At 46.2% G+C, this 13365-nt stretch carries 12 protein-coding genes; 2 read left to right on the top strand and 10 right to left on the bottom strand.

Going from position 1 to position 13365, the window contains the following annotated elements; all coding sequences use genetic code 11:
• Positions 1-25: 25 nt before the first annotated feature.
• The 9 genes from ACSSU7_RS11370 to ACSSU7_RS11330 all read right to left on the bottom strand — a co-directional run bounded on the left by ACSSU7_RS11370 (position 26) and on the right by ACSSU7_RS11330 (position 11320).
• A complete protein-coding gene (locus tag ACSSU7_RS11370) occupies positions 26-295 on the bottom strand; it encodes a YkvA family protein (protein WP_492516580.1) in 270 nt (89 codons plus the stop codon).
• Between the two features lie 33 nt (positions 296-328).
• Positions 329-1231, bottom strand: a complete 903-nt coding sequence (locus ACSSU7_RS11365) for a phosphoribosylaminoimidazolesuccinocarboxamide synthase (RefSeq protein ID WP_492516579.1) — start codon at positions 1229-1231, stop codon at positions 329-331.
• Positions 1232-1408: 177 nt separating this feature from the next.
• Complete coding sequence (gene pyk, locus ACSSU7_RS11360; RefSeq protein WP_492516578.1) at positions 1409-2845, bottom strand: pyruvate kinase; 1437 nt, start codon at positions 2843-2845, stop codon at positions 1409-1411.
• A 105-nt stretch (positions 2846-2950) separates the two neighbouring features.
• Complete coding sequence (locus tag ACSSU7_RS11355) at positions 2951-4132, bottom strand: phosphoglycerate kinase (RefSeq protein ID WP_492516577.1); 1182 nt, start codon at positions 4130-4132, stop codon at positions 2951-2953.
• Positions 4133-4303: 171 nt separating this feature from the next.
• Positions 4304-5323, bottom strand: a complete 1020-nt coding sequence (gene gap, locus ACSSU7_RS11350; RefSeq protein WP_492516576.1) for a type I glyceraldehyde-3-phosphate dehydrogenase — start codon at positions 5321-5323, stop codon at positions 4304-4306.
• 198 nt (positions 5324-5521) lie between these two features.
• Positions 5522-7507 (bottom strand): transketolase, encoded by a 1986-nt coding sequence (gene tkt, locus ACSSU7_RS11345; protein ID WP_492516575.1) that lies wholly within the window; start codon positions 7505-7507, stop codon positions 5522-5524.
• A gap of 224 nt (positions 7508-7731) precedes the next feature.
• Positions 7732-8808 (bottom strand): Gfo/Idh/MocA family protein, encoded by a 1077-nt coding sequence (locus ACSSU7_RS11340; RefSeq protein WP_492517798.1) that lies wholly within the window; start codon positions 8806-8808, stop codon positions 7732-7734.
• A gap of 115 nt (positions 8809-8923) precedes the next feature.
• Positions 8924-10744 (bottom strand): AMP-dependent synthetase/ligase, encoded by a 1821-nt coding sequence (locus ACSSU7_RS11335; protein WP_492516574.1) that lies wholly within the window; start codon positions 10742-10744, stop codon positions 8924-8926.
• Between the two features lie 9 nt (positions 10745-10753).
• Positions 10754-11320: a thioredoxin family protein gene (locus tag ACSSU7_RS11330; protein WP_492516573.1), complete on the bottom strand. Its 567-nt coding sequence runs from the start codon at positions 11318-11320 to the stop codon at positions 10754-10756.
• A gap of 102 nt (positions 11321-11422) precedes the next feature.
• Between ACSSU7_RS11330 and ACSSU7_RS11325 the strand changes: the two genes are divergently transcribed.
• Positions 11423-12157 (top strand): 16S rRNA (uracil(1498)-N(3))-methyltransferase, encoded by a 735-nt coding sequence (locus tag ACSSU7_RS11325; protein WP_492516572.1) that lies wholly within the window; start codon positions 11423-11425, stop codon positions 12155-12157.
• An 86-nt stretch (positions 12158-12243) separates the two neighbouring features.
• On the opposite strand, the gene ACSSU7_RS11320 is transcribed toward ACSSU7_RS11325, so the two are convergent.
• The gene (locus ACSSU7_RS11320; protein WP_492516571.1) at positions 12244-12561 is read right to left on the bottom strand and encodes a surface-adhesin E family protein; all 318 of its coding nucleotides are present in this window, start codon (positions 12559-12561) and stop codon (positions 12244-12246) included.
• Positions 12562-12778: 217 nt separating this feature from the next.
• On the opposite strand from ACSSU7_RS11320, the gene ACSSU7_RS11315 reads away from it, so the two are divergent.
• Positions 12779-13297, top strand: coding sequence for a class I SAM-dependent methyltransferase (locus ACSSU7_RS11315; protein WP_492516570.1), 519 nt, complete (start codon positions 12779-12781; stop codon positions 13295-13297).
• Positions 13298-13365: the final 68 nt, after the last annotated feature.

The raw sequence follows: 13365 nt of genomic DNA, 5'->3' as shown, positions 1-13365 counted from the left end.
AAATCTCTGTTGCTACGATCCCTAGCTACACTTGCTCTCGGCAGGTTTGCAACACACTGGGTGGAATTAATAACAAGGCAAAGTACAACAAAGCGGGAATAATCACGAGTTCATCGAGTTGCCCTAAAATTGGAATAAAGTCAGGAATTAAATCAAATGGCAACAGTAAATAACCCACAGCCAGCCACAGCAGGCATTTTGCCAGCCACGGGGTTTGTGGATGCTTTAGTACTAAACGATAGACGGCTAGCTCTTGCTTGAGCTGTTTAGCCAGTGATTTAAGTTTTTTTAACACGTTAAAATAAAGTCATTGGCTAAAAGTAATCACCTATTTAAGCGTCAATGGCTGCCCGGTTAAACGCTCAAACGCTTCCATGTATTTTTCGCTGGTTTTGCTGGCAACATCAGCTGGCAGCGCAGGTGCTGGCGGCGTTTTATCCCAGCCGCTTGCTTCTAACCAATCACGTACGTATTGTTTATCGTAGCTAGGCGGGTTTTTACCTACCACATAACTTTCTGCAGGCCAGAAGCGCGAAGAATCCGGGGTCAACACCTCATCCATCACATGCAATACACCGTTTTCATCCAATCCAAATTCAAACTTAGTATCAGCAATGATAATGCCACGTGTAAGTGCATACTCCGCAGCCTGCGTGTACAAAGCAATAGCAGCTTTTGCCACTTGCGCAGCCATCTCTTCACCTATCAGTGCTGCACATTGCGCCAAGCTGATATTTTCATCATGCTCACCCACGGCCGCTTTGCTAGATGGCGTAAACAAAGGTGCTGGCAGCTTGGATGCCTCTTGCAGGCCAGCTGGCAGCGGGATATCACACACCGTACCTTTGGCTTTGTACTCTTTCCAGCCGCTACCAACCAAGTAGCCACGTACTATCGCCTCAATCGGCAATGCCTTTAGTTTTTTAACCACCACGGCACGATTGGCTAACTGTGCTTTTTCTACTGGGTCAGTCACCACGCTGGTTGGCTCTATACCGGTTAAATGATTAGGCACGACATCTTTTAATTGCTCAAACCAGAAGTTAGCCATCTGCGTCAGCATGGCTCCTTTATTGGCAATACCGGTAGGCAAAATCACATCAAATGCAGATAATCTGTCTGTACTCACCAGCAACATTGTGTTGGCGTCGATATCATAAATATCACGCACCTTACCTTGATGGATACGTTTTAAACTTTGAATGCTGGTTTCTAATAGTGGATTATTCATGAGTGATGATGACTATATAAATGGGTAAATTAACCTGAGCGGATATTATAAACGTAGTTTAATTCTGATGAATTTAAATTGCGGGATCCAGCAAAAAAATATTGGAATAACCATTAAGCTAGCGCTGACAGCCAACACAAATGTTGCAAGCTGCCAGCGTGATAAATTAAGCAGGCCTTAATCTTTGCGATTTTCGCCAATTTTAATGATTTTGAGCGTATTGGTGCCGCCAGGGTGGCCTATCGGTTCACCGAAAGTTAGCAACACAAGGTCACCCATATTCACGACGCGCTGCCTGAGCAATACCTGCTCCATCTCCATGATGATTTCATCTCGATTTTTGCCGGCCTGCTCAATTGGGTAAGGGTATACGCCACGATGCAAAGTAAGCTTTCTGCGTGCATATTTGTCTGGCGACAAGGCATAAATCGGCACCTCGGCATCCGCACGTGATAGCCATTGCGCAGCGTTTCCGGATTGTGTCAACGCGGCAATCGCCTTTACTTTCAGGTGCTGCGCCGTATAAATAGCGGCGGCGGCTAGCGCCTCATCGGTTTTAATAAACACCTGATCAAGCTTTTGTACATGGTGTTGGCTAAAGTACTCTTTCTCAGCCTCAAGGGCTACGCGATGCACTGCCTCTACCGTTTCTAGCGGATATTGCCCCGATGCAGTCTCTGCGGACAACATCACCGCATCGGTACCATCCAGCACTGCATTGGCAACATCAGAAACTTCCGCCCGAGTTGGAATGGGGCTGGTAATCATGGACTCCATCATCTGCGTTGCGGTAATCACCAGCTTATTTTGTGCGCGCGCCATGCGTATCATGCGCTTTTGCAGACCAGGTACTGCCGCGTCGCCGACTTCAACCCCTAAATCACCACGCGCCACCATGATGGCATCTGAAGCATCAATAATTGCTTCTAAATCTGCAATGGCCTCTGCACGCTCAATTTTTGCGACAATACTTGCGGCGCCGCCAGCCTTGCGCACCAGCGTTCTTGCCAACTCAACATCCAATGCAGATTTAGGAAATGAAATTGCAATGTAATCGGCATCAAGCGCCACAGCAGTTTTAATATCTTCTCGGTCTTTTTTGGTTAACGCATCGGCAGACAAGCCACCGCCTTGTAAGTTAATCCCTTTATTATTAGATAACACGCCACCACTTAGCACTACGCAATGAATCTGGTTGCCTTTCACACGGTTAATCTGCATCGTAATGCGGCCATCATCCAGCAACAATATGGCATTTTCCACCACCTCTTGCGGCAGCGCTTTGTAATCTAAACCAACGTGATATTGGTCACCTAACTCACAATCTGCATCCAAGATAAAGATATCGCCCGTCTTGAGCGTGATTTTGCCTAGCTCGAATCTGCCAATCCGGATTTTTGGGCCTTGCAGGTCGCATAACACACCAACGGGGCGACCTAATTTAACGGCAATATTACGCACGATTTCGGCACGTTTAATGTGCTCTTCCGCATTACCATGTGAAAAGTTTAAGCGTACAACATTGACCCCGGCAGTGATCATGCGTGCCAGCATCTCATCGCTACTAGATGATGGGCCTAATGTCGCTACAATCTTTGTTTTACGTAGTGTCAAACTATTACCTTAATTTCTCAAAAAAATAACGCTCGCAAAATAAAAATGGGGCTACTAGCCCCATTTTTAAAGTCTTACTTTTTTAGCACTAAAGGTTAGAGCTAGTTAACTTTTAGCACGTAATTCTAAAATCTCCACTGCTGGCAATTTTTTACCTTCTAAAAACTCCAAGAAAGCTCCACCCGCAGTTGAAATATAATCTACTTTACTTTCAATACCATACTTTTGAATAGCAGCAATCGTGTCACCGCCACCAGCTAATGTAAATGCATTTGTGTTTGCAATGGCATGCGCAATAGTTTTAGTACCTTCACCAAACTGATCAAACTCAAACACACCCACTGGGCCATTCCACACCACGGTGCCTGCGTTTTTAATGATCTCTGCTAATTCATTAGCAGATTTCGCGCCAATATCAAAAATCATATCATCTGTTGCCACATCAGCCACGTCTTTCTTGACTGCTGGCTCATTTGCATCAAATTTTTTGGCACAGACGACATCTACTGCAACTGGCACAGCTGCGCCTCTTTGGGACATTTTGTCCATTAAGGTGCGTGCTACCGGCACTAAATCATCCTCACACAACGATTTACCAACCTCAAAACCAGAGGCTTTTAAGAAGGTATTAGCAATACCACCGCCAACAACCATCTGATCTACTTTTTCAGACAAACTCTCAAGCACAGTCAGCTTAGTGGAAACTTTGCTGCCGCCAACAATTGCCACCATTGGACGCGCTGGGCTCAACAAAGCTTTAGTCAGCGCTTCTAGCTCATTTACTAACAGTATGCCTGCTGCTGCCACTGGAGCAAACTTTGCAACACCATGTGTGCTGGCTTCAGCACGATGTGCCGTGCCGAAAGCATCCATCACAAAAATATCGCATAGCTTCGCATATTTTTGTGACAATTCATCGTTACTTTTCTTCTCGCCTTTGTTAAAGCGACAGTTTTCAAGCACTACCAGTTCGCCCGCAGCCACATCAAAACCGCCGTCTACCCAATCTTTAATCAGGCGTACAGGTTTTGCCAACTTTGCCGAGATGACATCTACCACTGGTTGTAATGAGTTTTCTGCTGAGTAAACGCCTTCTTCAGGACGACCCAGATGCGATGTCACCATTACTTTTGCGCCAGCTTTCATGGCAAACTCTATCGTTGCCATTGAAGCAGTAATACGCGCATCAGAAGTCACTTTACCATCAGCTACTGGTACGTTAAGGTCGGCGCGGATTAATACACGTTTGCCGTTTAAATCCAGATCTGTCATTTTAATAACGTTCATTTTTATCTACTTTCGTATCTAAACATCATTATCAAAATTAAATACTTGGGGTGCAGTACAAGGCGCACGGAACGCAAAAACCAAGAAAGTACATCGAGGACAGTACTTATACTACGGCGAGGGGTTGAGTACCGCGCAACGCCGTAATGCGCCCAAGTAATAATTTTGACCTTATTCAGCAGCCATCATAGCAACTACGTTATCTAACATACGGCAGCTGAAGCCCCACTCATTGTCATACCACGCACACACTTTAACCAGCATGCCGTCCTTAGTCACTTTGGTTAAAGTCGCATCAAAGTTGGATGAAAAACTAGTGTGGTTGTAATCAATAGAAACCAATGGTGCCTCGTTGTAAGACAAGATACCTTTCAGTGCACCGCTGTTAGCCGCTTCGTGCATGATGTGGTTAATTTCTTCTTTGGTAGTAGGGCGTGATGGCGTAAACGTTAAATCTACAATCGACACGTTAATGGTTGGTACGCGAATCGCAAAACCATCTAACTTGCCATTTAACTCTGGCAACACTAACCCCACAGCCGCAGCCGCACCGGTTTTGGTTGGAATCAGCGAGGCAGTGGCAGAACGCGCACGACGCATGTCCTTATGGTGCGCGTCAGTTAATACTTGGTCGTTAGTGAAAGAGTGGATCGTATTCATCAAGCCATTCACGATACCAATTTTGTCGTTCAAAGGTTTTACCATTGGCGCAAGGCCGTTGGTTGTGCATGAAGCATTAGACACTACAGTATGGCTTGCTTTAATCACATCATGGTTCACGCCGTATACAACGGTTGCATCAACATCTTTATCGCCTGGCGCTGATAGTAATACCTTTTTTGCACCCGCATCAATATGTGCTTGTGCTTTTGCTTTACTATTAAATGCGCCTGTACACTCTAGCACCACATCAATACCTAAATCACGCCATGGCAGCTCAGCTGGATTACGCGTTGAAAATGTTTTGATTTTATGGCTATTGATAATCATGTCATCACCATCAACACCGACATCAAATGGGAATCTACCATGTGCACTGTCATAACGTGTCAGATGGGCATTCTCTTCCGCATCCCCGCCTGAACTGTTGATCGCGATAATTTCAATATCTTTGCGACCGGATTCATATAAAGAACGCAATACCATGCGTCCAATACGACCATAACCATTAATTGCCACTCGAATTGCCATGATAATTCCTAAATATTTTCAATTAACTGCAAGCCAGTTAAAGCATACATAGCTTAAATTCATCTACCGCTTAAAGCTAGACATCCGCTACAAAAACACCAGCTCTATAAAAAATTAAGGCACCCCAAACTTGAGGTGCCTTTTAAAAACTAACTGACCAAACTTAAAAACTGATTTGGCTTGGTCAGTACTAGTGTATTAAAGCACCGATTTAACAGTTGCAACTACGTTTTCAACTGTGAAGCCAAAGTGCTTCATCAATACACCACCAGGAGCTGATTCGCCGAATGTAGCGATACCAACTACAGCACCTTCTAAACCAACATATTTACGCCAGAAGTCTGGGTGAGCAGCTTCTACTGCAACACGTTTAACACCAGCTGTTAATACGCTGTCTTTGTATGCTTGATCTTGACGATCGAACACGTTAGTTGATGGCATTGAAACCACGCGTACTTTAGTACCAGCAGCATTCAACTCAGCAGCAGCTTTAACAGCCAAGTCTAACTCTGAACCGTTAGCGATGATGATAACGTCTGCTTTACCAGCAACGTCTGAGAACACATAACCACCCTTACGGATTAAGTCAAAGTCTTTAGCATCATGTTTAATGCCAGGCACGTTTTGACGGCTTAACACCAAGCTTGATGGACCATTTTTACGTTCTACAGCAGCAACCCAAGCGATTGCAGTTTCTACTGAGTCAGCAGGACGCCATACATCCATGTTAGGAATGTAACGTAAACCTGATGTGTTTTCGATTGGTTGGTGAGTAGGACCATCTTCACCTTGGCCGATAGAGTCATGTGATAAAACAGCGATAGTACGTTGTTTCATCAATGCAGCCATACGTAATGCGCTCTTCGCGTAGTCAGAGAACATGTGGAATGTACCGCCGAATGGAATCAAACCACCGTGCAATGCCATACCGTTCATGATTGCGAACATACCAAACTCACGTACACCGTAAGAGATGTAGTTACCTGGCTCTTTACCAGATACGTGTTTGAAGCTTGCAGCTGCAGTCAGGTTAGAACCTGTCAAGTCAGCAGAACCGCCCAAGAACTCTGGCAATAGCGGAGCTAGTGCAGTAATTGCATTTTGTGAAGCTTTACGTGTTGCAACGCCTTCAGCTTTTTCGTTTGTAGCAGCGATGAATGCATCAGTTGCTTGTTTCCAGTTAGCTGGCAAGTCGCCTGCCATACGGCGTTTGAACTCTGCAGCTTCAGCTGGGAATGCAGCAGCGTATGCAGCAAATTTTTCGTTCCAAGCAGCTTCAGTTGAAGCGCCTTTAGCTTTTTGATCCCAACCAGCGTAAACGTCAGCAGGAATAACAAATGGCTCATGTGGCCAGCCGATGTTAGCGCGAGTAGCAGCAACTTCTTCTAAACCTAATGCAGAGCCGTGGCAGTCATGTGAACCAGATTTGTTTGGTGAACCCATGCCGATGATAGTTTTACAGCAGATCAATGATGGTTTGTCTGTTACTGCTTTAGCCGCTTTAACAGCTGCGTCGATAGCTGCAGAATCGTGACCATCTACTGATTGAACGTGCCAGCCGTAAGCTTCAAAGCGTTTAGCTGTGTCGTCTGTGTACCAGCCTTCAATGTGACCATCGATAGAAATACCGTTGTCATCCCAGAAAGCAACCAATTTGCCTAAGCCCCATGTACCAGCCAAAGCACAAGCTTCGTGAGATACACCTTCCATCATACAGCCGTCACCTAAGAAGCAGTATGTGTAGTGGTCAACGATGTCGTGACCTGGTTTGTTGAATTGGTCAGCCAATAGTTTTTCTGCCATTGCAAAACCAACTGCGTTGGTGATACCTTGACCTAATGGACCTGTTGTTGTTTCAATGCCTGGCGCGTAGCTGTACTCTGGGTGACCAGCACATTTTGAGTGCAATTGACGGAATGTTTTGATTTCATCCATAGGCAAGTCGTAGCCTGTTAGATGCAACAATGAGTAGATCAACATTGAACCGTGGCCGTTAGAGAGCACAAAGCGGTCACGATCAGCCCAGTTTGGATTTGTTGGATTGTGACGCAAGTGGTGATTCCACAATACTTCTGCGATTTCAGCCATGCCCATAGGCGCACCTGGGTGGCCTGAGTTAGCTTTTTGCACTGCATCCATAGATAACGCACGAATTGCATTAGCTAGGTCTTTACGTGTTGCCATTGTTTTCTCCCTAATGATTAATACTTGAGGACTTATAAAGATAGCGTTTTGCGCGAAACCTCATAAACCTTAATTGAAGTTCTCAAAAAGACAGCAAAATCCACTGCTTTTCCGTGAAAGCTAAATTATTGCTTAGATAGCTTTTTTCGGCAAGTAGAACGTAAGAAAAGTGGCGACCTCCTGCAAGGCCCCACTTTCAAAATATTGGCTAAATACTGCTGAATTTAATCCATTTTAACCAAGCGTTGGCTGGCAACAGATTCCAGTACCGCCTCAATTGCTTTGCAATTTGCTTTTGCATCAGAGAAGGTGAGGTGTCTAGGCTGATTGTTGAGCACACAATCGCTGAAATGCTCAATTTCCAAATTAAAGTGGTTGCTTGGCGCAAAGCGCTCTTCAGCATATTTACCATCTTCTGTTGCCCAAGAAATAACAGGCACATCATTCTGGAACACCCATGCGGCATGGCATTTCACCCAACCCTTAGTGCCGATGATTTCATACTCCGATTTACGTGAGCGCTCAAAACTCACATCAAAATGACCGAATAGCGCACGGCCTTCTGCATCGCGGCCAAAATCTAGCACGCCACTGGTCACGATATCTGCACCCACTTCGTTTAATTTAGCATGCGCCATCACGGATACCGGCTCTACCGGCTGCACACTATTGCTGCCCACCTGCAAGCCCATCACCCAACGTAAAGAGTGGATAGCATAAGGGCCAATATCCCACATCGCGCCGCCACCTTGTGCCACGCCGCTGGCAATACGGTACATACGGGCTGGACGCATTAAAAATGAATAACTGGCGCGTGCAGATAGCACGTCACCAATCAAGCCAGACGCCACAATCTCTTGGATACGCGCATGTTGCGGATGAAAGCGATACATAAAGCCCTCCATCACTTTTACATTTTGCTTAAGTGCCGCTTGCTCAATGCGCTCAATATCAGCCACGGTAAGTGCCATCGGCTTTTCAATCAGCACGTGCTTACCGGCATTGATTGCCTTGAGCGCCCACTCGGCATGCTCATTATTGGCCATCGGGCAGTAAACAGCCTCGACATTAGCATCGTTAATCAGCGCGTCCATCTCGTCATAACATTGCACTTCGCTCGCATAACACGGTGCGTATTTTTGCAAGGTAGCCTGCGCTGCACCTGCACGGCGGCTAGCAATGGCAACCAACTGGGCATTAGGCGCTTCGATAATCGCCGGTAGCAAACGCTCGTTAACGCGCGCAGCTCCCAATATACCCCAACGTAATTTTCTATGTTCAGTCACGGTCTGCGTCACAATCTATCCTTTACTCTCATCAAATCAACTTAAAATTTGCGCTCTAGCTTACAGCCGCGCTCACTATAAAACATATCACCACTTATATATCACCACTAAGCCATACAAAGCTTATAGATTAAAACTTGAAGCCTTCATAGAGCTTCTCGCACTGCGTAGCATATTGCTGCAAAATTAGGTGCCGCTTAATTTTCAAGGTAGGCGTGAGCAGGCCATTCTCTATGGTCCACGGCGTAGCTAGCAAAGCAATTTTTCTCACTTTTGCATAGCCGGGGAAAGACTGCATCTGTGCCGCCACGCGCGCAAGAGCAAAAACGCACGCTTCACGCTGGTCCAGCGCATCTGGCCAAGCGCTAGGTAAATCATGCTTTTGCGCCAACGCCAGCCACTGGTCCTGATTCACCACCGCTAACAAACCCAAATACGGCTTACCCTCACCCACCAGCATCACCTGCTCAAACAAGGGGTCAGTCATTATCGCAGCTTCAATATCGTTAGGCGGCACTTTCTCGCCATTGGAAAGCACAATAATTTCTTTGATACGCCCAGTAATGGTAATGTGGCCACTCTGGTCAATATTTGCCACATCCCCGGTTTTCAGCCAGCCATCCGCGGTAAATATGGCCTTGTTTGCATCCACATTATTCCAATACCCTTGCATCACGTTAGGGCCACGCACCTCTAAACCTCCGGATGCATCCAAACGCACCTGCACACTTGGCAACGCATGCCCCACGCTGCTTGGCAGATTACTCTCAGCCTTATTTACGCTAATCACCGGGCTGGTTTCAGTCAGCCCATAACCTTGAACGATAGGCACACCTAAGCCAATAAAAGTACGCGCACTACCCGCTGGCAATGCGGCGCCACCAGCAACCGCCAAGCGCAAGCGGCCACCTAAACGCGCCTGCAATTTGCTAGCAACCAAGCGCTTTAGGATTGGCCATAACAAATGCCGCCACTGCCACTGAGCTCGGCCCTGCTCATATTCAAAACGGCTATAACCCACCTCCACCGCCAGCGCAAATAAGCGCATCGCATAAGTCGGCCCAGACTCTAGCTTACTGCGTAACGCAAGCTGAATCCGCTCAAAGATACGCGGCACGGTGACAATAATGGTAGGCCGTACCTTCAGCAGATCATCCTGCAACTGCTGCACGGAGCGTGCAAATGCCACACTGGCACCAGACATCATCGGCAAACAATAGCCTGCCATCCGCTCCAGCGCATGTGACAAAGGTAAGAAAGACAAAAACACATCATGCGGGTAAACAGCGAAATAAACTAACGCATCCCTAGCGTTATACATGAGATTACAGTGCGTAAGCATCACGCCTTTGGGCTTACCAGTCGTACCTGACGTGTAAATAATGGTTGCCAGCGCATTTGCATCTGACACGCGGTGCTGAAATTCACTTTGCATGCTTGAAACTGGTAGCCATGTGTCCAGACTGCGTATGCGCTGATCGTCGCCACCTGCTGGTACTGGTTTGCAGACAATCACACGCTGCAAGTTTTTGAAATCAACACCAAGTGCATGAACTGCCTGCCAATCGCTAATACTATTAACCAGTAATAATTTTGCACCAGAATCCTGCAATACATGCGCGACATTTTCAGCCCGGTCCGACACATAAAGCGGAACTGTGACCAAGCCCAGCCCTAAGGCGGCTTGGTCAAACATGACCCAACTCGGGCAATTTTTAAGCATAATCGCCACACGGTCGCCAACCGCCAAGTGCTCGCCCAACAACGCCTGCTGCCAGCTAACGGCCTGCTGCATGGCAGATTGCCAAGTTATCTCGCGCCAATCAACCGCCGCTTCATCAAAGTATCGATACGCGACATCTTGCGGCGAACGCCTAACACGCTCATGAAACAAACCATCTAGCGTATATACAAGCTCAGGTGAAATGTAATCCACGACACGCTGATTCATCACTAGCTTCTAAATGGACTCCTGCGGAAACCATTTAATGCTGCAGCCGATGCTTGCTATTTGCTCTTTAGGCCCCTCACCGGTTTCAGCAATCAGCTTCATTGCGTTAAACAGGTCTCTCGGGTGATTTTCATCCGACTGACGGCGACCGGCTGCATCAAAACGCCCACGATACTGCAGCTCAAGGTCTGCATTAAAGCCAAAGAAGTCTGGGGTACACACCGCACCATAGGCTTTTGCCACTTCCTGCGTCTCATCCAGCACATAAGGGAAAGGAAAGTTAAACAATTTAGCCTCTTCCATCATGCGTTCAAACGAGTCTTCCGGGTAGTTCTCTGTATCGTTACTTTGAATTGCAATCGTGTTGATTCCATATTGCAAAAGCTCACGACAATCGTCAACAAGACGAGTTTTAATGGCTTTCACATAAGGACAGTGGTTACAGATAAACATCACTAGCAAGCCGTTTTTACCTGCGCTATTTGCTAACGTGTATCGTTTGCCATCCACCCCTAGCAAATCGAAATTCACCGCTGGCTGACCAAAATTACAGACTGGGGGATTTAAGCTAACCATTTTATTCTCCTTATTTCGTTATACTTATTACTCTGACAACGTTAATGTTTATATTATCACTTTTGTTTTACTGTTTGCTTTACTTTTGGAGTCGCCCGTTTTATGGCCAATTTGCGCTTTTACACCCCTTCACCTTTAGCACTTGGTGCATCGGTTCAACTCTCAGAAAGTGCGGCCGCGCATGCCACACGTGCGCTACGCCTTAACGTTGGCGATGATGTGATTTTGTTTAACGGTGATGGCTTTAATTACAGCTGCACACTCACCGATATCAAGAAAAATAGCGTAACCGCGATGGTGAACAGCGCCGCCGAAGTGCATAACGAATCACCACTTAACATCACGCTGATACAGGCGATTTCCAGCGGGGATAGAATGGACTTTACCATTCAAAAAGCAGTGGAACTTGGCGTAAAAAACATTCAGCCGATTAGCAGCAAGCGTAGTGTGGTTAAGCTATCTGCAGAGCGAGCGGAGAAGCGTACCGAACACTGGCAAAACATTGCCATTTCGGCATGCGAGCAATCTGGCCGCGCCTACGTACCTAAGGTACTCGCGCCCACATCACTTGAACAATGGTTGAGCAAAAACCCTAGCGCTACTAATACGCGTATTTTACTCAATCCAATCGGTGCGATAAAACTGACAGAAATCACTAAACCCTCAGGTGAGATTCAGTTATTGATTGGCGCAGAGGGCGGGCTTAGCCAAGAGGAGATTGATTTAGCTAGCTCACATCACTTTCAGTCTATTGTATTAGGCCCCCGCATTTTACGTACAGAAACCGCCGCCTTAACTGCGATTGCCGCCATGCAACTAGCGTGGGGGGATTTTTAGTTAGCCAGCCCCATGCCCTAGATGACTAGCCCAACAGGTTACCATGCACTTAGATACAGGGCATCTGGATTGCTAAACAGAAAAAACTAGCGACTACATATGACGTTAGCTTTTACTTCGCCTATGCTATACGGCACCACTTCTGACCAGTTAGTCTCTGTTTCAGGCAGGCGATAGGTCGTTAACACATCGCCTTGCGCCATATTGCCAGCATAATATTGAATTGATAGCGCTTTAAATTTCTTATTTTTACAATCATGTAACTCCAACCACTGCGACGACATTTCGCCTTTGGCCTGCTGCACATAATAGTCATTCAAGGTTGATGCGGTCACCAAACCTGCAGATTTCTGCACCGTATCAAAATCAATGTACATATTGCCATTATCGTTAGTTTGAACCATGGTCCAATCCGCCAGTACCTGAGAAGACCACACAACCAAGACTATTATTAAAAATTTATGCATGCTTTACCTTAGCGCCTTATTTAGATTGCAATTGTGATGCTGGATTCTATAGGATTAAAGCCTGATGCAAACTAAAAATAACGCATCGAGTATGGCATGCATGCTTCACTTCTATAAAATAACAATGCAGTGCATTATTCACTCAAGGCTCAATATGCAAGAACTCCCTTCATCATGGATTGTAAAATTTGCACCGCTTATCAAAAGCCAAGGGCATGTATTAGACTTAGCCTGCGGTAGCGGACGGCACTCTAAATGGCTGGCACTGCAGGGCTATCAGGTGGATGCGCTAGATCGCGACCCAATTGCGACTTCCAGCATGCAAGGCATTGATGGCATACGTATACAGCAGATAGACCTTGAATCAACTGAACCACCGAACTTTGAACACACTTATGACGGCATTATCGTTAGCCGCTACCTGCACAGACCTCTGTTGACCAGACTGGCAAGCATACTCAAGCCTGGTGGCATCCTGATTTATGAAACCTTTATGCGTGGCAACGAGCGTTATGGCAAGCCTAGTAACCCTGACTTTCTGTTAATGCCAGATGAGTTGCTCAACATCTACTCCCCACTGCTCAATGTGATTGATTTTGAACAAGGTGAAGTACTGGAACCTAAGCCAGCGATGCTGCAACGGATTTGTGCACAAAAACACATTAAGCCCTAACACCTTACAAGCCATGCCTAAAATACACGTTTAATTTGTATTTTTTACATTTTTAATTTACATTAGTG

The organism is Methylotenera sp. E1MeOHC1, assembly GCF_058745595.1.
This window is presented reverse-complemented; position numbering and strand designations above follow the sequence as displayed.